This window comes from Ruminiclostridium josui JCM 17888 (genome assembly GCF_000526495.1).
GTDB lineage: Bacteria > Bacillota > Clostridia > Acetivibrionales > DSM-1351 > Ruminiclostridium > Ruminiclostridium josui.
Genome location: NZ_JAGE01000001.1, coordinates 3,216,844 through 3,240,484 on the forward strand (window position 1 = coordinate 3,216,844; position 23,641 = coordinate 3,240,484).

Below are 23,641 nucleotides of genomic sequence, written 5' to 3' on the forward strand. Positions count from 1 at the left end.
CTAATATGATTGAATCAGGATATAAAGATGTATTAAATATTGGCGAGGCGTATTTCAGTTCAAAGTATAACTCTCTTGTTGATGTCTTAAGAGAAGGAGCTGAGAAAACCCCTGATTCTGTAGCAATTACATATTTAGTAGACGGAGAAGAAGTTGAAGAAAAATATACATTTTCAGAACTGGATGCATTGGCAAAACGTCTTTCATTAAAAATTTTAGATAACTGCAAATCCGGTGATAGAGTAGTTCTATTTTCAGAACGCTCAGTAGATGTATTTTTATATTTTATTGGCTGTCAATATGCCGGAGTAGTTGCTATACCAGTTGCTCCACCTTTGGGTGAGAAAGCAGAGAAGTTGCTAAAGGATATTGTCATTGATTCACAAGCCGAGTGTATATTAACAACAAACATTATGCTTTCGAACATAGAACATATTATCGGACAATTAAAATCTTACGGGTGCAAGTATATCATTTCTGGTGATGAAATTGAGGATTATGATCCAATTATGTGGAATGACCCTCAAATGGAATTGGACACTATAGCAAGCATATTATATACTTCGGGGTCCACTGGCAAACCTAAAGGTGTTATGCAAACAAATAAAAACCATTTAACCAGTGCGGATGCTTTTATGGAAGCATGGATGCCAATTAGTTCTCAAAGAACATTAGTTTCTTGGATGCCTTTACATAATGCCTTTGGACTAAATGTTGCAACGGTTAATTCACTTTGCCATAAATTCAATGTAGTATTATTGCCTTATACAAGTGTAGTTATAAACCCTATTTTGTGGCTAAAGGCTATATCGAGATACAAAGCTGATTACTCGGGTACTATTAACTTTCTGCTAGAACTTTGCTGCAAGAAAATCACAGACGAACAATGCATCGGTCTTGATTTAAGCAGCTGTATAACAGTTTTAAATTCTGGTGAGAAAATTCGTGTTGATACATATAATAAATTCTGCAATAAATTTAGTAAATACGGGTATAGGCCCGAAGCTTTAAAGAACCTTTTAGGCTCTACTGAAACATTGAATTTAACATTTGGATGTGGTCTTGTTATTAAATATTTAAACAAAAAGAAAATAGGGGAAAATCTGGTTGGAATATCCACTGTTGACGGACCGGAATATAAACAGGTGGTAAGTGCCGGGAAAGTCAATAGGTTTGCAAAAGTTGAAATAGTTAACCCAGATACAAGAAAATTATGTAAAAAAAATGAAATAGGTGAAATTTGGGTAAGAAGTAATACCGTAGCAAAAGGATACTGGAATAGTGACAAAAAAACTATAACGGAATTATTAAATGCGTATATAGCGGATACAGGAGAAGGTCCATTTTATAGAATGGGTGATATGGGGTTTTTCTATGAAGGTCAATTGTATTTAACAGGTAGATGTAAATCAATGATTATTGTAAACGGAAAGAATTACTATTTAGATGATATTGATGAATTGATAGGCCGTTCTCATCCTTTTCTTAGCACAGCAGCATGTACATCCTTTGTTGTAGATGAAATAGATGATAAAGAAAGGCTTATAGTAGTATGTGAAATCAATGAAAATAACTATACAGAAAATGATTTGCTAAAAGTAACTGAGTCTATACAAAATAAAATTTATGGGGCTTTGGAAATTCCAGTTTACTCAATAAATTTAGTTAAACCTGGGGAGATAGAAAGGTCACCAACAGGAAAAATGTTGAAGAATTCTACTAAGGAAAAATTTCTTAATAACAGGATGAATATAATTTATTCATGGAAAGAAACATCAAGTGACGAATATTCGTCTGATTCGCAAACAATACAAGATATCGAAAATAAGATTAAATTAATTATCAGCCGCCTCTCTGGTAGATCACCTGAGAATATAAACGTCCAGACTCCAATTGCTTCTAATGGTCTTGACTCAATAAAGTTGTTGGACTTTTCTAATGAAATAATTAAAACTTTTAATATGAAAATTGTAATGGCTACACTTTTAAAGTGTGAAAATATAAAATCGCTATGTGAATATATTCAAAAAAATATTAGCTAAATTCTCAAGACGATGAATATTTGATTCAAATATATTATCAAAGTTTTTTACTAAATTGAGGGGGAAGAATGAACACAATAATAATAAATAAAGAACTCTGCATTGGTTGTAAAATCTGTTTTAAATCATGTTTTATCGATGTAATAAAATGGGATAATTCAGCTAATAAACCGATTGTAAAATATCCTAAAGAATGTGTACAGTGCGGATACTGTGAAATTAACTGTCCAAAACGAGCCGTTAAAGTTGAACCGGACTATGGAAGTTATTTATTCCCACGTGAGAATATTAATGAAATGTAAAAGGAGATAAATCATGCTGGATATGACGAAAACAGATATATTAGTTGTAGGTGGCAGCCTTGCAGGTATATCAGCGGCTATAACTGCAAAGGAGGCATTTCCTGAATTAGAAGTTTCCGTTGTCGAAAAGTATACATCTGGCTATGCCGGCAAAGCAAATAGAGGCGCAGGAATTATGTTTATGATGGGTAATTCTGATCCGGAAGACTTTGTAAAATATCATATTCATCATATCGGAGATTATTTGAATGACCAAAATGCATTAAGAAAATATGCTATGTCCCTTGATGAAGGGGTAAGGCTACTAGATAAATGGTCGAATGGTAAAATTTGCAAAAACAAAGAAAACTCTTTTAAAACTTTAAAGTGGTTAGCTCAAATAACCGGTACTGATGAATACGGAAAAAGAACTTTTGATGAACCGGAACATTTCCCTTGGACATTGGTCGCTATTGAATTAGACTTTATGCTAAATGTATGCCGTTATGCAAGAAGTGTGGGAGTCAAAATTATTGATAGAACAGGAATTGTTGATCTGCTTAAAGATGGTGACAGGATCAGCGGTGCAGTAGGATACAATATAGATACACAAGAACAAATAGTATTCCAAGCCAAGTCTGTTATACTTGCGACTGGTTCACAAAATTATCGCATAATGCCTATGTGGTCGCCTGGACGCGGGGAAGGAATGGCAGCAGCTTTCAGAGCAGGTGCACAATTTAGAAATTGTGAGTTTGGATCCTTCTATAATTGGACCTCCCTTGATAACTTTGAATCTGACATGGGCGTTGAGTTTGCTTTATTTAATGATAAAGGTGAAAATGTAGGGGAGCCTCATACAAGAGGAGAGCATCCGGATGTAGATCAAAATTCACTTGCTGAATGGTATAAACAGATGCGTGACGGCAATGGACCTATGCATTACCGAATGGAGTTAAATCCATTGATGCCATACTTAACTTCAGTTCTAGGATCTGATTCTTTTTATGAAAGACCATATGCTGACCGTTTTTGGAACAATTTATTTTTTAATGCATTTTCTCAACGCACTAGCGACGAAGTAATTCCGGGCTTTATAGGTGAGTTCTCTGGTCTTCAGGTTGATATGAATATGGCAACTACAATTCCGGGATTATTTGCAGCAGGGGATATATGCTATGGTGGTTCCGCTGTAGCTGGAGCAGTACCACCACCTCCGGGACGTGTTAGGGGGAGTGGGTTAGCTTTTGCTCAATACTCAGGGCGTATTGCAGGGCTAAGTGCTGCAGAATATACTTCTGTCGAAAATTATGGAAATATTGATGAAATTGCAGTTGCACAAATCGATATGCGTTTTAAGAAACCTTTATCACAAAATGGAAATATAGAGGTTATGGATTTTCTTCCGGAAATACATAAAGTTATACAGCCCCTTGGAAACAGTTTATATCGTAGTGAAGAAAGAATTTTGGCTGCTTTGAAACGAATTCAAGAGCTAAAATTAAGGACATCAATGTTAAAAGCCGAGGACGCACATCAATTATTTGGATGTAATGAAATTGAATCAATGCTGATTTGTGCAGAACTTTTCTTTACCACTTCATTATTAAGAAAGGAATCCAGAGGATGGTTTTTAAGAGAAGACTATCCTGAGAAATTAAATAAAGTTAAATGGTATACAGCAAAGAGTATAAACGGAAGTCTTATAACTGACGAGATGGAAGTACCATTTGAGAACTATAAATATAAACCTGAAAACATAGGGGGAAATACATGAAAGAAAAACAGCTAATTCCGATGACCCAGGAAGAACAAAAAAAGCCTTATGCTAAATACTATAAAACTCAATTAGCTCAACCCAATATGGAGCAAATAGAGCAACTAAACAAAGGTCCCATGAACCCTCGCAAAGCACTTTATCCTGAAAATATGGATGAGTTGTTGAAGATGGGATACATGGAAGTCGAAACCGGATATTGTATTTTGGAAAATGGCGCAGGATATGTGGCGACAAATAATAAATTTCCAGGTTGCACAATAGAAATGATACAGTGGTGGTATGCATGGCATACTTTAGAAGGCTTGCGTTATAAAATATGGAATCCATACGGTCACCAAACTATTGCTATTTCAGATGAACATAGAGAGAAAATAAAAAATCCCAATATACCGTTAGAAGAAAAATCGCAGGGAGTAATACATTTCGAAGTTGAGGATATTGGAGCAGGGCCCCAGGACGTAGTTATTCATTTCTTAACACACAGAGAATTAGGAATTACTAAAGCATTGGATACTTCTAAATCAACGATAATAGGTGGTTATGGCATAATAGAAAGCCGTGATAATAACTATGGGAAAAGTCAGGGCAAAATGCCGGTTATAATGATTCATAATTTTCGTGAAACCGAATATGGTGTAGAGTCTAGAACAAGATTTTGGTTAGGATATAGGATAAACAAAGGTATTCCAATGTTAGTACTTCCCAAAGATGTTGTGATACCGGTTGAAGCACCTATGGGGCTTGCATTTAATAATGTTCAAGAGTTTTCACATCTCTCATCTTTTTTACCTGATATTTATAAAGAATTTGGTAATTTACCACTGTAGTAACCAGATAAAAGATTATTATGTCTATAAGGAGAAGAAAAATGATAGCATATATATTCTCTGGCCAAGGCTCGCAGCAGAAAGGAATGGGTTCAAATTTATTTGATGAGTTTCCCAAGTTAACCCAAACAGCTGATGAAATATTAGGTTATTCAATAAAACAGTTATGTCTGGAAGACCCGGACCAAAGATTAGGCCTAACTCAGTTTACCCAACCCGCTTTATACTGTGTAAATTCACTGTCCTACTTAAAAAAATTAAATGAAACTGGGATAAAACCCAATTTTGTTGCAGGACATAGTCTTGGAGAATTTGTAGCATTATTTGCTGCCGGAGCTTTTGATTTTGAGACCGGATTAAAACTTGTCAAAAAGCGTGGCGAATTGATGGGTAATATTTTGGGAGGTGGCATGGCAGCCGTTATTGGCTTAAATGAAGAATTAGTTAAAGAAGTATTAGAAAAAAATGAGCTTTATGGTATAGATATTGCGAATTATAACACACCTTCACAAATTGTTATTTCTGGGAAAAAACAAGATATAGATAATGCAAAGCAGATTTTTGAAGCTGCAGGAGCAAGGTATATTATTTTAAAGGTTAGCGGAGCTTTTCATTCAAGGTATATGGAATCAGTAAAAGAGGAATTTGAGGAATATTTACACACTGTTACATTCAATAGACTGGAAATACCGGTTATATCTAATTTTCATGCAAGACCCTACAAAGATGAAGACATTAAAACAATTTTATCAAATCAAATTACAGGCTCTGTAAAATGGACAGAGTCTATCAGGTATCTTTTGGGGCAAGGTGTAGAGAATATAATACAAGTAGGCCCCGGAAATGTTTTATCAGGCCTTGTAAATGCCATTAAAAGGGAAGCTGCTCCCTTGAATCTCAAAGAAGATAATGAAGAGAAAATAGTGGAATCATATCAAGAAGAAAGAAATTTAATTAAGAACGATAATGATGAAGACATTGCTATTATTGGATTAAGCGGAAGATATCCAATGGCAAACAATTTGGAAATGTTTTGGGAAAACCTTAAATCTGGTAAGGACTGCATTACAGAGATTCCAGAGGAAAGATGGAATAATGAGCGCTACTTTGATGCTGATAAATATAATAAAAATACATATTACAATAAGTGGGGCGGTTTTTTAGACAACATAGATAAGTTTGACCCTACATTTTTTAATATTTCACCAAAAGAAGCTGAGGTTATTGATCCGCAGGAAAGATTGTTCCTTGAAACAGTATGGCATACTATCGAAGATGCAGGATACAAGAGTGATGCACTGTCCGGTTCGGATATGGGGGTATTTGTTGGAGTAATGTTCGGACAATACCAACTATTTGGAGCAGAAGAATTGATGAAAGGTAATTACAGATTCAGTGAGTCAAGTTTTGCTTCCATTGCAAATCGTGTATCATTTTTCTTAAATTTACACGGACCTAGTATTGCCATAGATACAATGTGCTCATCTTCTCTTGTTACAGTTCATATGGCTTGTGAAAGTATTAGAAGAGGAGAATGTGATTGGGCTATTGCCGGTGGAGTAAATCTTACTTTGCATCCTATCAAGTATTTCATGTTAAGCCAAAAAAGATTTGCTTCGAGCGATGGAAAATGTAGAACATTTGGTGAACTCGGAGATGGTTATGTACCTGGTGAAGGGGTAGGGGCTGTTCTTCTAAAACCATTAAAGAAAGCTATTCAAGACAATGACAATATCTATGGTGTTATTAAAGGCAGTGCAATCAACCACGGAGGAAAAACTAACGGATATACAGTTCCAAACCCGATTGCCCAATCAGAAGTAATATTAAAGGCACTGAGAAAGGCAAAGATAAATCCGCGAACCATCAGTTATGTAGAGGCACACGGAACAGGTACTGCTTTAGGTGATCCCATAGAGATTACCGGACTAAATATGGCGTATAGAAATTATACAAACGACAAACAGTATTGTTCAATAGGTTCGGTAAAAACAAATATCGGACATTTAGAGTCGGCTGCTGGCATTGCATCACTTACCAAAGTGTTGCTCCAAATGAAAAACAAACAACTGGTGCCGTCTCTTCATTCGGATGAATTAAATTCACTAATTGATTTTGAAGAGTCGCCTTTTCAGGTTCAACATAAACTAGAAAATTGGAAACGTCCTGTTATAAAAGAAAATGGTACCGAAAAAGTGTACCCAAGAAGAGCAGGAATAAGTGCTTTTGGCGCGGGTGGAGTTAATACGCATATTATCCTTGAGGAATATGAAAATAATCAAGTTATATATGATGCTCAGGATAAAGATAAATATATATTTATTCTTTCAGCAAAGAAACAACATGTATTAAAAGAATATGCAAAGGAATTTGTAGGATTTTTAGATGGACAACTTAGAAACAAAAAAGATATTTCACTTCGGGATATTGCCTATACTCTGCAAGTTGGACGAACTGAAATGGAGGAAAGAATAGCTTTCATAGCTGCTAATGTAAATGAGATTATAGAAAAGTTACATTTATATATTGAAGGAAGGATGAACTTAGAAAACTTTTATCAGGGTAATGCGATGTCAGGCAGACCGAATTTAGATGCTGGACAAGATAAAGACAACGTGGCAAGTGCACAAGATTATGCTGACCCAAATAGATTAGCTCAGTTATGGGTTTCAGGTGTTTGTGTTGATTGGAATTTACTATATAAAGAAATCAAACCAAACCGAATAACGTTGCCAAACTATCCATTTGTGAAGGAAAGTTATTGGATAGAGCAACAAAATGGTCTGTTTCAAAACGTAAAAGATGTTCTTGAACAGGTAAAAAAGCTACTTGAACAAGTGGAAACTATAATTGAACCGAAAAAGTTGTTTAATACTTCAAAATCGGATGAGTCTAAAATTTATTCAAATAATTTTAGAAACCAACCAAATATAAAGATTGAGACAGAGCAAAATATTTTTAATAAGTTATACGATTCACCAGAGTACGAAAGAAAAGGAATAATTACTAAACATATTCAAAAAATGGCTGCAGATTTTTTATCTTATATTCCGCCAAATTTGCCAGAGATATATGTGGATTTTGTTAATATTGGAATGGACTCCGTAACAGTTTTGGACTTCAAGTCCAAACTTGTGGAAGAATTTAAAGTTGATTTTCCAAGCACTATATTGTATGAATATTCAACAATTGAAAAATTATCAGAGTATATACTAGATATTATTCAGCTTGATAAAGAGCATAATCATGGAGTAAAAACTTCTGAAGAAGATAGCTCAGCAGAAGTCAGCAACCATAAAGTCATGGAGCTTTTAGACACAATAATACTATCAGAAAAAGAGGAGTCTGGCAAAAATGATTTTATAGAAGATGATCTTATATCCATTATAGATAAAATGGGATTATAACAGGAAATTTTTAACAAATATATGAGGGGGATTTGCCATGGATGAACAAGTTTATCATGATAAAGAAGTTTTATTACAAAAGTCACTTCGTGCCATAAAAATATTACAAGACAAGATTGAAAAACTTGAGAAAAAACAAAATGAGCCAATAGCAATTGTTGGCATGGCATGCCGTTTTCCTGGTAACAGTAATACACCGGATAAGTTTTGGGAATTTTTAAAAAATGGCGGAGATGTTGTAGGTGAAGTACCTCGTGAAAGATGGGATTATGAAGATTATTATAATGCTGATCCCGATGTGCCAGGAAAATCATACGTTAAAGAAGCATCATTTTTAAGTGAAGACCTGAAGCAATTTGATCCGGCTTTTTTTGGAATTTCGCCCAGCGAGGCTTCTGAAATGGACCCTAATCAGAGACTCTTATTGGAAGTTTCTTGGGAAGCCCTTGAAAGTGCTTGTGTAGACATGAATAAAATTTCTGACATGGTAGCGGGTGTATATATAGGGTTTATCTGTGGTGATTACTGGTCCATGCATAGGGACTTGAAAAAAATAACTCCTTATTCGTTTGCTGGTATGGTTGGAAATATGATATCAGGCAGAATTTCATATGTGCTCGGCCTGAACGGACCTTCAATAGTTGTCGATACAGCTTGCTCGGCAGCAGCAGTTGCAATTCACCTGGCTTGCTCCGCTTTAAGAAATAATGAATGCAATATCGCATTAGCTGGGGGATCAAATTTAATACTAATGCCGGATGTATTTATAGGTTTAAGTAAACTAAAAGTGTTGGCAAAAGATGGTAGGTGCAAACCTTTCGATGCCAATGGAGATGGTTATGGTAGAGGAGAAGGTGTAGGGATAGTAGCTTTAAAAAGATTGTCAGATGCAATAAAGGACGGGGATTATATACATGCTGTCATAAAGGGTTCTGCGATTAATAATGATGGTAAAGGCAGGAGTCTTGCATCTCCTAATGTAGTTCAACAGAAAAAACTCTTAGAAAAATCTTTAGAGAACGCAGGACTTTCTCCAGATGAAATTGGTTATTTTGAAGCTCATGGCCCGGGAACGCCTGTTGGTGATCCTATCGAAATGGAAGCAATAAGGTCAGTTTATGGAAACAGCAAAACACGTAAGACACCTCTGATGGTTGGTAGTGTTAAAGGAAATATTAATAATGGAGAGTATGTTGGAGGTGTTTCTGCACTTATAAAAGCGGTACTCTGCCTGAAAAATAAAGCGATACCGCCAACAATGCGGCTAAACTCTCTTAACCCAAAACTAAATTTGGACAAAATACCTGCTGTTGTGCCTACAAAGCTAACCAAATGGGATACAGATGGTAAAAAAAGAATTTGCGCTATGAATTCTTTTGGCTTAAGCGGGACAAGTGTAAACATAATTATTGAAGAAGCTCCTGAGGCTGAGTCTGTAAGTAACCGCAAGAAAGATACTCACCAAAGGAAATGGCATGTTTTGGCTTTATCTGCTAAAGGCGAGGATGCTTTAATCGAAAAAGTGAGATCTTATTGTAATTATATAGATAATAATAGAAATGTTCCAATCGAAGATATTTGTTATACCTCAAATGTAGGAAGATCACATTTTTCAAATAGAGCAGCATTCGTAGCAGATAACCTTGAAAAACTCAGAAATGATTTAAATGAATTTGTTACTGGTAGTACAAGCAAAGCTACAGAAAGTTCAGGCAATTTCTATTCAGGAACATGTCATACTAGTGGTCGGTTAAAGACAGTTTTCATATTTAGTTCAGAAATGAATGATCTGTTGAAAATTGCAAAAAACTTATATGATTTGCATACAAAATTTAAAGAAATATTGGAGAGTTGTGATGAACTAATAAAGAAACACTTCAAATTCTCATTAATTGAAAATATTAAAACTCTTGGCAATATGACAATTGATTTTTCAGAAACGGTAGTTAGAGAAGCGTGTTTGTTGGCTATTCAGTATTCACTTTTTAGTTTTTGGAGAAGCTTGGGTATAAAACCCGACGCGGTTTTGGGGGAGAAAATTGGTGAACTGTCAGCAGCTTGTGCTGCAGAAATCATGTCATTAGAGACAGCTTTAGAATTAGTTTCACAAGAAATATTCAAAGTATCCGAACATAAGTCATTTAGCGGAAGACTTAACCCGCCAAAAGTAAGATTTTTATCGGGTAGATCATCAAAAGAGATTGATAGTGCAACGGCGGTATCATTGGATTATTGGAAGGAGATTTTGGAAAGTAATGCGTCGAAAAAAATGGATTTACAATATCTAACAGAGCAAGGATATGAACTTTATATAAATATTGGAAACAGTTTATGTGACATACATAATTTTAGTGCTAACTATAAAGTTATTGATTCGGTTTTTGGTGAAAACGTAGAAGAAGCACTACTTACAGCTATCGCTAAGTTGTATTGTATGGGAGAATCTATCCAATGGAGTGAGTTTGAAAAAGGAAGTACAGGACGTAAGATACCACTTCCGACTTATCCCTTCCAAAGAAAAAGTTATTGGAGTGAGGCTATTATACCAACCCGTCCTGTAGATTATACTAGTGAAAATATATATGAAGATAAAAGAAAAGTTTATACCAATAAATCATCTACTATTGCTTCATCCACTGATAATATCAAAAAAGATATTAATACTGAACTTGTAGAAAAACTAAACTCTGTGACATTGCAAGAAGGCATAGATATATTACACGCCTATATAAAAGTAATGTTATCTGGATTGCTAAATATTGCTCCTTCTGATATGGACATTACAGAATCCCTTTGGGATATGGGAGTTGATTCAATAATGGCAATAGTAATTAAAAATAGAATTGAAAATGAACTCAATCTAAGTATTAATATTGGAATACTTGACCAAGGTACCAGTATTACACACTTAGCTGAGGTGCTGATAAGATCATTTTCATATATAACTTAACAACATATATTATTAATTTATTATGAACTACGAAATTAAAAATGCAGCAAAGAAATGAGAGATGTATTGTGTTGACACTTGCATTATTGGAAGATGATACAAATCATCAACAGATTTTTATTGAATGTGTAAATTGCTTTCAACAATATTATACCGAAACGTTTAAGATATTAGTTTTCAAGTCATCAAAGGAATTATTTAAATCCAACTTGGAATTTGACATACTATTTCTGGATATTGGATTAGAAGAAGATAACGATGGAATTGAAATTGGAAAACAGCTTCGTGCAAAAGGTTCAAAAGCAGTTTTTATAATTGTTTCATCATTTAATAATAAGCATAGGGAGGCTATAAATGCCGGAATATTACGTTATTTAGAAAAACCTTATTCGCAAAACCAATTTAATGAAGCTCTTTTAATTGCAATTAAGTCCTTACAAACGCAACGATATGTAATTGAAGTAGTATTTAATGGAGAAAGGCAATTAATTAGGATCCTTGATGTTGCATTTATTGAAAATTATCAGAAGAATCGTATAATCCACTTTAATGATGGCAGTATTTTAAAAACTAAATCTACATGGGAAGAAATAGTTAACCAGTTACCACCAAACATGTTTTGTTTTGTACAAAGAAGTTTTCTTATTAATTTTCATAATGTATCTTCGTGTACATCAAATTCTATAAAAATGTCAGACGGTGAGGTAATAAAAATATCCAGATTATTTAAAAACGATTTTACTAAGGCTTATCAAAAATATTTGGAGGTCCAGACATGGGAAATGCAGTATTTAATATAGTGATACAAGTTATACTATATCTCTTTGACCTTTATATATTTTTCAGATTTTTTTCATGCATTTCTCAAAAAAAATATCAATTCAATGTAAATGCTGCTGTTATAATTCTGTTTTCTATATTTTTAGGAGCTCTAAATTATTTTTTGCAGCCATACATTTTAAGAAAAATAAGTATCTTTATTATGATTAGCGTAGTTTTATTCTTTTTATTTGAGATAGAAATTAAAAAACTGTTATATCGTGTTGCAATTTTAATGGGCACCAGCATAATATCCGAGTTTATTGTTGAAATGCTAATTTATCAAGTTTTAAAAGAAAGATATGATTTTACATCTAATATCAATTTGTATTGTTTATATGTAAATGTAGTGGGAAGATTTATTTGGTTTTTAGCTATGCAAATAGTTATGTGCTTTTATGTGCGCAATCGAAATTTATATTCTCATTGCAACATAAATTTTCTTTTATTTTTTCCAGCCATATTAACGATTAATGTGTTGGGAGTGATTTCACTAAGTTCCTTACTTTTTGCTACTAATATTAATCTAAGATTTGTTATTGTAACAGGACTATTAGGTTTGGCTTCGTGTATTGTAATATTCAGCATTTATGATTATTTTTTAAAACAAAATGAATTAATTGATGATTTGTATAGAAAACAAGTTAATATCGATTATTATAATGCTCAAGTTCAAAACCAGGAAATCCTTATGAGCCGTTATCATGAGTATAAAAATTCACTAATAACCATTAAAGGACTGCTTGGATCAAATATTGACCCTGATATAAATGCCTATTTGAATGAGCTTATAAGTGGGTTTAATGATGAGCAGGAACTTGCAATTACTGAAAACTTCAATAATAAAGTCATAAATTCTATTTTTAACTATAACCGTGATAGATGCAAGGCTCATGGAATCCATCTTAACATAGATATTCAACATTTCGATTTGGGATTTTTACGTCCATTTGATACAGGGGTATTATTGAATAATTTATTTAATAATGCAGTTGAAGCCTGTAACTGTATGCCTTCGGGTTCGGATAAATGGATTAAACTAAAGATTTGCTTGTTACATGATGAACTAATAATTGCTATGAGAAACTCTAAATGCAATACCATAGTTCAAAACCATAGGCGTATAATGTCAACAAAACATAGTGCAATATTGACCGGTCATGGGCAAGGCATATTAAATATGAAAAAATGTGTTGCTCGATATAACGGATCATTAAATATTACAAATGGAGATGATTATTTTGAAATATTTATACGACTCAAGTGTACTCATGTTTAAAATTGATTAATAATATGTAGTTTTGTAATTAGTTTAATGGAAGGAGAGGAACATTTAATGAAAATAACTGCGTTTAACGGAAGTCCCAGAGGTCCTAAAGGCAATACAGAAGTAATGGTTAAAAACTTTCTAAATGGCGCACATGATTCGGGAGCTGAAGTAGAAAATATATACTTATCCCAAATGAACATAAATCATTGCCAAGGATGTCGTAAGTGTGTAGAGTTGGGTGGGCAATGTGTTATTGAGGATGATATGAATAAGCTGTTATATAAATATATCAATTCAGATATAGTTGTAATTGCAACTCCGCTAATGATTGATAATATATCAGGTATGTTAAAGGTTTTTTTTGACCGAACTTTTTGTCTGGGTAATCATCGATTAGAACTAGATGAAATGGGGCAGTGCAGACGAGTACGTTCTAAACTTTTTGAACATTGCGTAATGCCGAATATTGTTGTAATGGCGAATAGTGGCTATCCGGAAAGGAGAAATTTTGAAGTTATTGCTCAATTAATGAAAAGAACTGCAAGAAACTTTGGCATGAAGGTAATTGCAGAAATATACAAATCTCAAGGGATACTTTTAAGTAGTGATATTAAAAGGCTTCGTCCAAAGATAGAAGAGTATACTAAGCTTTTATATCAGGCTGGAGGAGAAATTGTGAAATACTCAAAGTTACTACCGCAAACGGAAATTGCACTGGCGGAAGATTTTATTTCTAAAGAGAATTATTTTAAATTGTTGAATTTTATAAATTAAATATACAAAATCAATAAATAGAAAGAAGAGGTTAATTATGTCAACAACTACTGAATATTCATATTTTAGAGAAATATATCCAGGTGCTGCGGCAAATTGTTACACTGGCAGCTTATGTCAAATTATGAGATTGACTGGAAATGAGATTAAAGAACATATTATATATTTATTAGGAAATGGATTTAGATTCTTTGCCAAAATAGATGAGTTTGGAGATCCAAAATTATTAACAGAACTTACTAAAACGGTTGATACTTTTTGTGAAAAATATGGGGTGTCACTAAGTTTTACTGATATTAATCAGTTAAATACAAAGAATCAGATTTTAGAGCTACTTGAATCTCAGCATATAATAGTATGGTTAAATTCTAAGTACTTAAAATATTCAGACTTCTATTATTCGCAGGAAGAAGGCTATTTACATGCTATTGCTTTGGAAAGGAAAATAAATTCAAAATTAATACGCATAATAGATAGCCTTATAGTTAGTGCTCCTGTTGTAAATTGTATTGCTGATTTTGAACTTGAATATTTAGAAAAAGCATTACTTACTGAAATCGAAAAACCTGAAATCGTTAACGTAACAAATAAATTAATTACATTAACCCAAAAAACATCTATTCCAACACCAATTGACGATACCCTATTTCGTAACAACTTGTATTGCAGCAGCACTGAAATTCTTCAAGATTATAACAATGAAAAAATATCACCAGTAATGGAGTTCTATAAATACTGCATGAAAGCTTTAGAAGAAGGCAATGAGGAAAGAAAAGTATGGTTGCTTCAAAGAATTAATAGAATAATTAAATCTTTATGGGTATTGCCTAATAGGAAACTCTTATACTCTATAATACCGGAATTAAATCTCGCAAAATCTGAAGAAGAAACGCTGCTACAAAGTTTAGATAATCTAATAAACAATTGGTTAGTATTATCTAGTTGTTGTTTGAAATGCTCTGTTCAGACAAAAAAAATAGGAATTCTTGAAGAATATTTTACAGATGCCGATAATGGTGAACAAATTTTTTGGAAACAAGTAAATGAAATATTAAAAAAGTATACTTAATATATCCAATAATGCAAAAATCGAGTCCATTTTTGCACTTGCAAACAGTATTTTTGTAATATAAAATAAATTTAAGCTAAATTTTTGAATATTTGGTAAACAAAGTATTATCTGTGAGGCTTTTCCTGGAAATAAGTAAAATAATTAAATATTTATAAAGGTTCTTTTTATTAACATAATCAAGGTTAGTCATTCAGACATATAGATTTCCTAAAAGGAACTATAATAAATACTCAGGAGGCTGTACATAATGAGCGAACAGACAAGAAAAATATTACAAAGAGTAAACCCTTCTTTACAGACCTTTGCAGGAGTCGCACATACCCTTTCCTTACTGGAGAGTTTCGATAATGAAACAAAGCCGTGGCGTATGGAAAATTACATAGTACTTCAGGCAAATGTCATTAAAGCCTTTAGTGGTCAAGTTTTTATGAATTTTTATACTATTCCGAATTTATTTGATCATGGTAATCCAGAGATTCAAGCAAGAAACTATTATTGTCCTTATTTTAATATTTATAGTATTCCCATAAAGGATTACGCTGAGAAAATATTCAGTCCAGTGCTGGAGTCGATTATTAATTTTATTGATGACGACTGCTATGTGGAGCTACCAATTGACTTATTCGCTATAAAGAAATTTAATGTACCAAATCACTTCCTTCATACACCATTAATCTATGGTTATGATAAAAATGAGCAAGTGTTTTACATGAGTGATTTCGCAAATGAAAAGAAATATGAAGAAATTATTTGTACATTTAAAGAAGTTGAGGATGCCTTTAAATCTGGTATGGACGTAATAAAAAATAATATGGATCCTCTTACAGTCAGTATTTTTGCAAAAAGTATTAATATTATAAAGTACATTAACTATAATCATGAATTTAATATCAAGAGATTCTGCGATCAGATATATGATCAAATACATCCAGAAGAATCTGCACGAAGCTATAAAAAATTTGAGGTGGTTGATAAGTACTCAGAAAAGTATTGGGGTACTGATATATATGATGCTCTTGAGGAAAGTATTAAGTTTTTTCATGATAAAGGTGAAATATATGATAATCTTCGTCCTTTTCATCTTATATATGATCATAAGAAAGGGTTGGGTGAACGGTTTGAGTATTGTGCCCAATTATTTAAAGATAAACAAAGCAGCCTTAATTCATTAGCAGAAAAAATGAATGAAATGGCACTTGATGCTGAGGAACTACGCAATAAAGTGGTAAAAAACAGAATGCGCCAAAAATTATCCGCTCAGGAATTAATCATGCAAAGATTAAAGAGTATTAAAAATCGTGAAATTGAAATATTACAAGAGTTCTTGGAGCTTTTTTCTGATATATATAAAAGCTAAAAATAAGTCCATTTCTATTTAGACAATTTTAATAAACCCCACAAATTTATAGAGAGGAAGTTAATAATTATGGTGTCGACGGATGTTAGTAACAGGATAAAAGAGATTATTAAGGAACATTCAGATAAAAAGGATCTGAATGATTTGGAGAATGTCCAGTTGAACAGTGTCTTGGATTCTCTTCAATTTGTAAAGGTTATTGTTTCATTAGAGGATGAATATGATATTGAGATTGAAGACAAATACTTGGTACCGGCTAATTTAAATTCCCTTGCAGCCATGACACAGCTAATCCTTGATATTACTGGAGGAGAAAAATGAGTATCTATTTACAGCCCATAAAAGGACAGAGTACCAGCAATTGCTTTTTTTTTACTCTCTCAACTTTGTTAGAGTACTATAAAAATGGGACAAGCTTACATAATGCCTGCCTTTGGGATTTTAGGTTTGATTATGACGCGAGTAAGAGATTGGAAGACTGTTTATTTGAGGATGAGCTATACGTACAATGTTATGATTTTATCTTTCAAGTAACCGGGTTATCACTTGCTGTTTCAGACACAATCAACTTCAAACAAGAAATTATAAAATCTCTTGAGAAGAATAAGCCTGTTTTGGTTCATTATGACAGCTATTTTTGCCCATGGAGTTACAACTTTAAAAAATATCACTATGATCATTTTTTCATTGTTATAGACTATGATAATGGAAACTATACTTGTGTTGACTCTTTCTTTCTTGATGAAACAGACAAATTATCAGAAGAACTCTTTGATAAAGGATTCATGCATATTATTGATCATGAGTACCATAAAAATAACACCGATACAACAAAAATTATTAATATTGTTAAAGATACCATGCAGGCAAATACAAAAATGCTGGACCAATCCAAAATGTTTAAAGAAATGCTTCAACTTTCTGATTGCATTTTAAATATAGATAGGGATAGAGAATTTGAAGGTCATACTGATGTAAAGACAATACCATTGTTTACGAAAATTCAAAACATTGTATTAAATAGAAATGCATTAAGCAATGTATGTGAACAGTTGGCAAAGGAAACTGGTGAAGAAGATTATAAAGAAATATCCGAATTATTTGCACAGGTAAATCAAGAATGGAATATGCTTCTTGTACTACTAATGAAGTTTTTTGTAACAGGAATGCAAAAGCCTCGTGTGAACTCGGCCACAAAACTTAAAGATATTGTCAGAATTGAAATACAAATATCAGAAAAATTAAACAAAGTATGCTTAGGAGGTTACAAGTAATGGATATTGAAAAATTAGTAATCGAACTAATTGCCAAAGTAGGCGATTTAGATGTAAGTGAAATAAAGAAAGACTCTTTGCTAGTTGATGATTTGTCAATGGATTCTCTTATGTTTTTGGACTTTGTGACTCAAATTGAAGCTAAGGCCAACAGTGTTATTTCACCAAAAGAAATGACCCAAATTAAGACAGTTCAAGATGTCATAAACTTAGTTATTAAAAATAGGGAGTGATAGTATTGTTGGTTTACATAAATGGCTGGGAACACTATAGCAGTGCTTTCGCTTCAGCAGAGGCATTTAGATGTGGGTTTTTTAGTGCACAAAATGAACCAGCAACCAACAGCCAAATATGCGCTTTGGATGAACCCCTTGATTTATTTGAGTATATTGAAAAACGTGGTGCAGGGAAAAAGAGTAATTTTACAAAGGTAACTTCATACATAGCTAAAAAGCTTTGTAATTTAGACATACCGGAAAGTCGTTTAGGAATCATAATGGCAACGGAGTTTGGCAATATAATCGACATGTGTAATCTTGCCACCCTGGCTAAATCTTCTTCTGAGCCTATCTCGGCACAGATATTTCCAAACTCCACAATAAGTAGCGCAACGGTTACGGCATCAATAGCATTACAGGCAAAAGGTCTTAATATAACGCTTAATAGTGGAGTTTTAAGTTTCTATTATGCCTTATTGATTGCCAAAAGTTATATTGAGGATGATAAGCTAGATGCTTGCATCGTTATTGTCGGTGATGATTACAATGAGTTTGCAATAGAAGATATAAATACCTCATATATGAAATTTAATCATTTTCTTTCGACAATTAATGGTGTTATGCTCAGCAAATACAAAAATGAGTTAAGTAATTTTTATATAAAAGATGTTGTTATAGTGCCTGAAGATTCATTTCAAGTTTCAGTGACACCCAATTTAGTATATGGTTATTATAAACATTTAAGCAAAAAGTTGGAAGAGTTACCCTTTGAACCACCCAATACGTATATTGGGCCGTCAATTGCTTTTTTTGAAATGCTACAGGGCTTAAATCATCTGGAAAATACAACGGCTTCACAAGAAGTACAAACATTGTCTTCAGACAACGGAATAATAGCAAGCCTTGTCATAGGAAGGGAAACGTAATAAAAAACCGCAGTTGTGTCTATCTACAGAAATGTAAAATGAGTAGATGTAAATTGGGAGGAGATTATATTATGAAATTATCAGTGGGAATAAACTGGGATTCAGAACTTATAGATAACCTATCGGAAATATCGGCAGTAACTGAAGTATATGGCTGTAATAGTGCAACACCGGTTGGAACCGGAAGACCATCAATGGTGTTAGGTAAGACAACAAAAGAGGACATGCCTGCATATATTAAAAAAGTCCATGAAAAAGGTTTCAAGTTCAGCTATGTTCTTAATGCTCCTTGCATGAATAATCGTGAGTATTCTGTCAAAGGACACAGTGAATTAATTGAAAATATTGATTGGCTTGTAAGTATAGGAGTAGATGGGTTTACAGTTTCGATACCATATATAATCGAAATTATTAAAAAGCGTCACCCACAAATTGCTGTTAAATCAGCAATTGCTGCCCACGTTGGCACAGCTAGAAAGGCAAAGCATTTTGAAAGACTTGGCGTTGATGAAATTGTTATTGATAATATGATAAACCGAGATTTTCGTATGCTAGAGAAAATTAAAAAAGCAGTTAATTGCAAATTAACTCTTTTATTGAACGATGCTTGCCTTTATGATTGCCCTTATAGAGTATATCACTACAATACATGCGGCCATGCTTCTCAAACAAACCATGAAACAGGTGGATTTTATATAGATTACTGTTCAATTCGCTGCCTAATAGATCGCATGAATGATCCTAGTCTGATGATTTCTGCAAGGTATATTCGTCCTGAGGATGTTAAGTATTATGAAGATCTGGGTTTTGATTCATTTAAGGTTAGCGGAAGGAGAATGAAGACACATTGGATTACAAGAGCTGCCAAAGCTTATGCATCAAGAACATATGATGGAAACTTATCAGATATTCTGGATTATTCTATCATAGGTGTGGAGGAAGATGTTCAAACTCCGGATTTTGAACCTGTAATGAGGGGGGCTAAAGATCTCAAATCACCTTCATTTAACAAGCTTGCAACCTTTAGGCCCCATAGGCCCCATATTGATAACAGGTCTTTGGACGGCTTTCTCAAACAATTCGTGGATCGTAAATGTTCTGGTATTTGCGATGAGTGTCATTATTGCAAATCATGGGCTGATAAAGCGGTAAGAACTAAGCCGGAGGACCGCAATGAAGATTTCGAGTTTTATAGTCAAGTAATGGAAGACTTGGTTTCCAGTAGGGTATTTCTTGGAGATAAAGCCAAAGTATAATATTCAATGCTTTAATACAAATACCGTTAGAGTTTAATAGAGTAAGTAAATTAAATATACAGGTGTTAATAAAAGCGAGAGGGATGATTGAAATAGAGAGGATACTGATATCTGGAATCGGAGTGGTATCTCCAATCGGTATTAGCACTCAGGATTTCTACAACAATTTGATAAATGAGAAATATTCTCATACTATTGAAACAACTGCATTCCCTGGCCACGGCGATGATAAAAGGACAGCTCGACTTACGCAAGAGCAGAAAAATAGTATAGATAAATTAATTAATGGGTCAGAAAGTATGCCAAATACTGCAAAATACGCTATTTATGCTGTGGATAGTGCGCTAAAGGATGCAGGGCTAAATGAATCAAACTTATTGAATAAAAGAGTTGCGGTTATTATTGGAAATAATGATGCAGAATCCGATGTTTTTGACAACTATATAAAAACAGGAAGATTTGTAAAGTACGGATATTCCAGCTACAACATTTCCAAGGGTGTTTCAGATTACTTTAAGCTGAATGCATTAAATTTATGTGTACATAATGCATGTGCTTCGTCAAATATGGCAATGGATTTAGCTTTTACAATGCTAAAAAACAAACTGGTTGATATTATAGTTGTAGGCGGTGCAGACTCTTTTTCATTAAGAAATTATGCCGGATTTAACAGTTTAAAGTCGTTAAGCCAATCCACATGCAAGCCATTCTCAAGTTTTAGGGACGGTATTACGGTAACTGAAGGGGCTGGCATAGTTATACTTGAAAGAGAATCTGATATGGTGAAAAGAAAGAAAAGTGCTTATTGTGAGGTCTTAGGCATTGGAAGCAGTAATGATGCATATCACCTAACTCACCCGGAAAAGAATGGAATAATAATGGCGGTAGAAAAAGCATTCAAGTATTCCGGCATCACATACAAAGATGTTGAATATATTATGCCTCATGGAACAGGTACTCCCACTAATGATGAAACAGAGTCCGCTATTATAAAGGAAGTTTATCCCGATAAAAAAAATCTCAAAGGAATTTGCTCTATCAAAGGAACAGTGGGACATATGATGGGAGCTGCGGGAGCGGTTGCAACTGTGGCTATATGCATGATATACAAAAATGGTATCCTTCCACCGTCTTCTAAATCAATTCCTCAAGATGAAGTGTGTGATGTTAAAGTTATCACAGAGGCAATCAAGGATGATAATATTGGTATATTTGTAAATCATTCCTTTGGGTTTGGAGGCAATAATTCTGTAGTTGTGCTAAGAAATTATAATTAGGAGACAGTATTTACTTTAAGAAAGAAGGACTCTGGAATGTTTACAAATACAGTAATAGTAACAGGTGGCTCAAGGGGAATAGGCTATGAAATTGTCAAACTGTTATTAAAAAATTCTTACTCAGTAGTTTATACCTATTTACACAGCAATAAACACCATAATGAATTAGTGGATATTGCACAAAAAAACAATGTTGGGTGTGAATGTTATAAACTTGACGTTTCAAACTCGGAGGAAGTAAGAACTTTTAAAGAATGGTTTGTTCAAAAAAAATATGAGCTGGTAGGACTGGTTAATAATGCAGGAATAATAAGTAATAACTTGATTATCAGTATGTCGGATGAAGATTGGCATAATGTTATTAATGTTAATTTAACTGGAACATTTTACATGTGCCGAGAATTTGCAGTTCTAATGCTTAAAGAAAGAAAAGGATTTATTGTCAATATTTCATCCACTCATGGAATTAACGGAACCATTGGAGGTGCAAATTATGCTGCATCCAAGGGTGGAATAATTGCATTTTCAAAGTCTTTAGGTTTGGAACTTGCCAAGTTTGGAATAAGGGTTAACGTGCTAGCTCCTGGCTATATTGATACAGATATGATTGCAGACTTTGGAGATAAACAATGTGATTCTCTAAAGAAAAAGATATCCTTAAACAGATTTGGAACCCCGGAAGAGGTTGCTCAGATGGTCTTGTTCTTGGCAAACGGGAATCATTTTTGCCAAAACACTGTTATAACCATGGATGGTGGTATGGTATAGATGCATGTGAAAGGGGTGAAGTTGTGACTAATGTAACAAAACTATCAGCAGAATACAATAATAAAACATCAGAATATCTTGCCGGTGGCGTACATTACAATTTCAGGAGAAGTTGGGATGCTACAAAAGTACATTTTAAAGATGGTAAGGGTACACGTGTTTGGGATTTAGACTCTAATGAATACCTTGACTTTTTTTGTAAGTTCGGGGCTAACATTTTGGGCCATAAAAATACCGAATATATAGAGGCAATAAAAAGTGCTCTTGATATGATAGTTGCTACAAACTTATCATACATAGAATATGATTTATGTAAAAAAATCTGTGAAAATTTTAACTCCATAGATAAAGTCCGTTTTTCACTGAGTGGTACAGAAGCGGTTCAAAATGCATTAAGGTTGGCGAGGGCATATACAGGGAAATCCAAATTTATACGTTTTATTTCTCACTACCATGGAAATGCAGATAATATTATGGGTGGAAAGCCAGTAAATGATGTTGATTATTATCCTATTGAATATAATGGAGACCCACGAGGAACATATGGCCGTGCTACAGGCATTATGGAAAGTCAATCTTATATTCTCCCCTGGAATAATATTGATATTTTAAAGGCATTTGTTGAAACCCATAAAGACCAGGTGGCTGCAATTATTACTGAGCCCATTTGCGTAAATACTAAAAGTATGACTCCCTCACCAGTATATTTAGATACCTTAAGAAGCTTGTGTACACAAAACAATATTGTTTTAATCTTTGATGAAGTAATTACCGGTTTTAGAGTATCTTTAGGAGGTGCACAACGCTTATTTGGAATCAAACCTGATCTTACTGTTTTGGGAAAAGCTATTTCTGGAGGGGCTATGCCTTTATCTGTTATTGGTGGCAAACGGGAGATCATGGACTTATATGGAACCAATAAGGTTACTCACGGAGGTACATTCAATGGATATACATTAGGATTGGTAGCTGCAAATAAAACAATTGATATACTGTCCCGTAATAATGGAGAGGTATACAAGCACATGGAAGAACACTTTTCAGAACTCCTTGCAAAATTTAAAGAGACAGCTTCAAATTACGGCTTTAGTATTGATATCCACGGACACCCTACATGCAGTTCATTTTCTTGCAGAAAGTGGGAGCCAAATTTACACATACCGCCTGATATGTTAGAAACTGTTTTAAGCAGGGCCATGTTTGATCATGGAGTACTTTTATCAAACACGACCACTTTTTATTCAAATATAGCAATATGTAAAGACGACATTGATTTATTCTGTAGTAGATTGGATGCAATCTTTGAACACTCTGTCAATAAACTTAAAAATATGAAAGTGTAG

19 protein-coding genes are annotated in these 23,641 nt (G+C 33.7%); all 19 read left to right on the top strand.

Translation table 11 applies throughout. From position 1 onward, the window contains the following. Positions 1-5 precede the first annotated feature (5 nt). Complete coding sequence (locus K412_RS0114430; RefSeq protein WP_024833762.1) at positions 6-2,042, top strand: non-ribosomal peptide synthetase; 2,037 nt, start codon at positions 6-8, stop codon at positions 2,040-2,042. Positions 2,043-2,110: 68 nt separating this feature from the next. Next, complete coding sequence (locus K412_RS20865) at positions 2,111-2,344, top strand: 4Fe-4S dicluster domain-containing protein (protein ID WP_024833763.1); 234 nt, start codon at positions 2,111-2,113, stop codon at positions 2,342-2,344. Positions 2,345-2,357: 13 nt separating this feature from the next. Next, on the top strand, positions 2,358-4,100 hold the full coding sequence (locus K412_RS0114440; protein WP_024833764.1) for an FAD-dependent oxidoreductase: 1,743 nt from the start codon (positions 2,358-2,360) through the stop codon (positions 4,098-4,100). Beyond that, entirely contained in the window at positions 4,097-4,930 is an 834-nt protein-coding gene (locus K412_RS0114445) for a DAPG hydrolase family protein (RefSeq protein WP_024833765.1), read from the top strand. Before K412_RS0114440 ends, K412_RS0114445 begins: the two co-directional genes overlap by 4 nt. Positions 4,931-4,971: 41 nt before the next feature. Further along, on the top strand, positions 4,972-8,337 hold the full coding sequence (locus K412_RS20870) for a type I polyketide synthase (protein WP_024833766.1): 3,366 nt from the start codon (positions 4,972-4,974) through the stop codon (positions 8,335-8,337). Positions 8,338-8,374: 37 nt separating this feature from the next. After that, the gene (locus K412_RS20875) at positions 8,375-11,287 is read left to right on the top strand and encodes a type I polyketide synthase (RefSeq protein ID WP_024833767.1); all 2,913 of its coding nucleotides are present in this window, start codon (positions 8,375-8,377) and stop codon (positions 11,285-11,287) included. A 41-nt stretch (positions 11,288-11,328) separates the two neighbouring features. Continuing rightward, a complete protein-coding gene (locus K412_RS0114460; protein ID WP_081741776.1) occupies positions 11,329-12,087 on the top strand; it encodes a LytR/AlgR family response regulator transcription factor in 759 nt (252 codons plus the stop codon). Then, positions 12,063-13,385, top strand: coding sequence for a sensor histidine kinase (locus K412_RS0114465; protein ID WP_024833769.1), 1,323 nt, complete (start codon positions 12,063-12,065; stop codon positions 13,383-13,385). Before K412_RS0114460 ends, K412_RS0114465 begins: the two co-directional genes overlap by 25 nt. 57 nt (positions 13,386-13,442) lie before the next feature. Then, positions 13,443-14,150, top strand: coding sequence for a flavodoxin family protein (locus K412_RS0114470; RefSeq protein WP_024833770.1), 708 nt, complete (start codon positions 13,443-13,445; stop codon positions 14,148-14,150). Between the two features lie 37 nt (positions 14,151-14,187). Then, complete coding sequence (locus K412_RS0114475) at positions 14,188-15,219, top strand: hypothetical protein (protein ID WP_024833771.1); 1,032 nt, start codon at positions 14,188-14,190, stop codon at positions 15,217-15,219. A 250-nt stretch (positions 15,220-15,469) separates the two neighbouring features. After that, positions 15,470-16,579: a hypothetical protein gene (locus tag K412_RS0114480; protein WP_024833772.1), complete on the top strand. Its 1,110-nt coding sequence runs from the start codon at positions 15,470-15,472 to the stop codon at positions 16,577-16,579. Between the two features lie 69 nt (positions 16,580-16,648). Then, positions 16,649-16,900, top strand: a complete 252-nt coding sequence (locus K412_RS0114485; protein WP_024833773.1) for an acyl carrier protein — start codon at positions 16,649-16,651, stop codon at positions 16,898-16,900. Then, on the top strand, positions 16,897-17,853 hold the full coding sequence (locus tag K412_RS0114490; RefSeq protein WP_024833774.1) for a hypothetical protein: 957 nt from the start codon (positions 16,897-16,899) through the stop codon (positions 17,851-17,853). Before K412_RS0114485 ends, K412_RS0114490 begins: the two co-directional genes overlap by 4 nt. Beyond that, positions 17,853-18,086 (top strand): acyl carrier protein, encoded by a 234-nt coding sequence (locus tag K412_RS0114495; RefSeq protein ID WP_051461031.1) that lies wholly within the window; start codon positions 17,853-17,855, stop codon positions 18,084-18,086. Before K412_RS0114490 ends, K412_RS0114495 begins: the two co-directional genes overlap by 1 nt. 5 nt (positions 18,087-18,091) lie before the next feature. After that, a complete protein-coding gene (locus K412_RS0114500) occupies positions 18,092-18,997 on the top strand; it encodes a hypothetical protein (RefSeq protein WP_024833776.1) in 906 nt (301 codons plus the stop codon). Positions 18,998-19,068: 71 nt separating this feature from the next. Further along, positions 19,069-20,253, top strand: a complete 1,185-nt coding sequence (locus K412_RS0114505; RefSeq protein ID WP_024833777.1) for a U32 family peptidase — start codon at positions 19,069-19,071, stop codon at positions 20,251-20,253. 83 nt (positions 20,254-20,336) lie between these two features. Then, on the top strand, positions 20,337-21,530 hold the full coding sequence (locus K412_RS0114510; protein WP_024833778.1) for a beta-ketoacyl synthase N-terminal-like domain-containing protein: 1,194 nt from the start codon (positions 20,337-20,339) through the stop codon (positions 21,528-21,530). A 36-nt stretch (positions 21,531-21,566) separates the two neighbouring features. Beyond that, positions 21,567-22,298 carry an SDR family NAD(P)-dependent oxidoreductase gene (locus tag K412_RS0114515; protein WP_024833779.1) on the top strand — a complete coding sequence of 244 codons (732 nt, stop codon included), beginning with the start codon at positions 21,567-21,569 and terminating at the stop codon, positions 22,296-22,298. Positions 22,299-22,321: 23 nt separating this feature from the next. Beyond that, on the top strand, positions 22,322-23,641 hold the full coding sequence (locus tag K412_RS0114520) for an aspartate aminotransferase family protein (protein ID WP_024833780.1): 1,320 nt from the start codon (positions 22,322-22,324) through the stop codon (positions 23,639-23,641).

Excerpts from the sequence above, each read along its gene's own strand:
- K412_RS0114515 (WP_024833779.1), top strand. The coding sequence starts at position 21,567 with ATGTTTACAAATACAGTAATAGTAACAGGTGGCTCAAGGGGAATAGGC.
- K412_RS0114495 (WP_051461031.1), top strand. The coding sequence starts at position 17,853 with ATGGATATTGAAAAATTAGTAATCGAACTAATTGCCAAAGTAGGCGAT.
- K412_RS0114510 (WP_024833778.1), top strand. The coding sequence starts at position 20,337 with ATGATTGAAATAGAGAGGATACTGATATCTGGAATCGGAGTGGTATCT.
- K412_RS0114505 (WP_024833777.1), top strand. The coding sequence starts at position 19,069 with ATGAAATTATCAGTGGGAATAAACTGGGATTCAGAACTTATAGATAAC.
- K412_RS20865 (WP_024833763.1), top strand. The coding sequence starts at position 2,111 with ATGAACACAATAATAATAAATAAAGAACTCTGCATTGGTTGTAAAATC.
- K412_RS0114465 (WP_024833769.1), top strand. The coding sequence starts at position 12,063 with ATGGGAAATGCAGTATTTAATATAGTGATACAAGTTATACTATATCTC.
- K412_RS20870 (WP_024833766.1), top strand. The coding sequence starts at position 4,972 with ATGATAGCATATATATTCTCTGGCCAAGGCTCGCAGCAGAAAGGAATG.
- K412_RS0114475 (WP_024833771.1), top strand. The coding sequence starts at position 14,188 with ATGTCAACAACTACTGAATATTCATATTTTAGAGAAATATATCCAGGT.
- K412_RS0114460 (WP_081741776.1), top strand. The coding sequence starts at position 11,329 with ATGCAGCAAAGAAATGAGAGATGTATTGTGTTGACACTTGCATTATTG.
- K412_RS0114445 (WP_024833765.1), top strand. The coding sequence starts at position 4,097 with ATGAAAGAAAAACAGCTAATTCCGATGACCCAGGAAGAACAAAAAAAG.
- K412_RS0114430 (WP_024833762.1), top strand. The coding sequence starts at position 6 with ATGATTGAATCAGGATATAAAGATGTATTAAATATTGGCGAGGCGTAT.
- K412_RS0114490 (WP_024833774.1), top strand. The coding sequence starts at position 16,897 with ATGAGTATCTATTTACAGCCCATAAAAGGACAGAGTACCAGCAATTGC.
- K412_RS0114470 (WP_024833770.1), top strand. The coding sequence starts at position 13,443 with ATGAAAATAACTGCGTTTAACGGAAGTCCCAGAGGTCCTAAAGGCAAT.
- K412_RS0114440 (WP_024833764.1), top strand. The coding sequence starts at position 2,358 with ATGCTGGATATGACGAAAACAGATATATTAGTTGTAGGTGGCAGCCTT.
- K412_RS0114485 (WP_024833773.1), top strand. The coding sequence starts at position 16,649 with ATGGTGTCGACGGATGTTAGTAACAGGATAAAAGAGATTATTAAGGAA.
- K412_RS20875 (WP_024833767.1), top strand. The coding sequence starts at position 8,375 with ATGGATGAACAAGTTTATCATGATAAAGAAGTTTTATTACAAAAGTCA.
- K412_RS0114480 (WP_024833772.1), top strand. The coding sequence starts at position 15,470 with ATGAGCGAACAGACAAGAAAAATATTACAAAGAGTAAACCCTTCTTTA.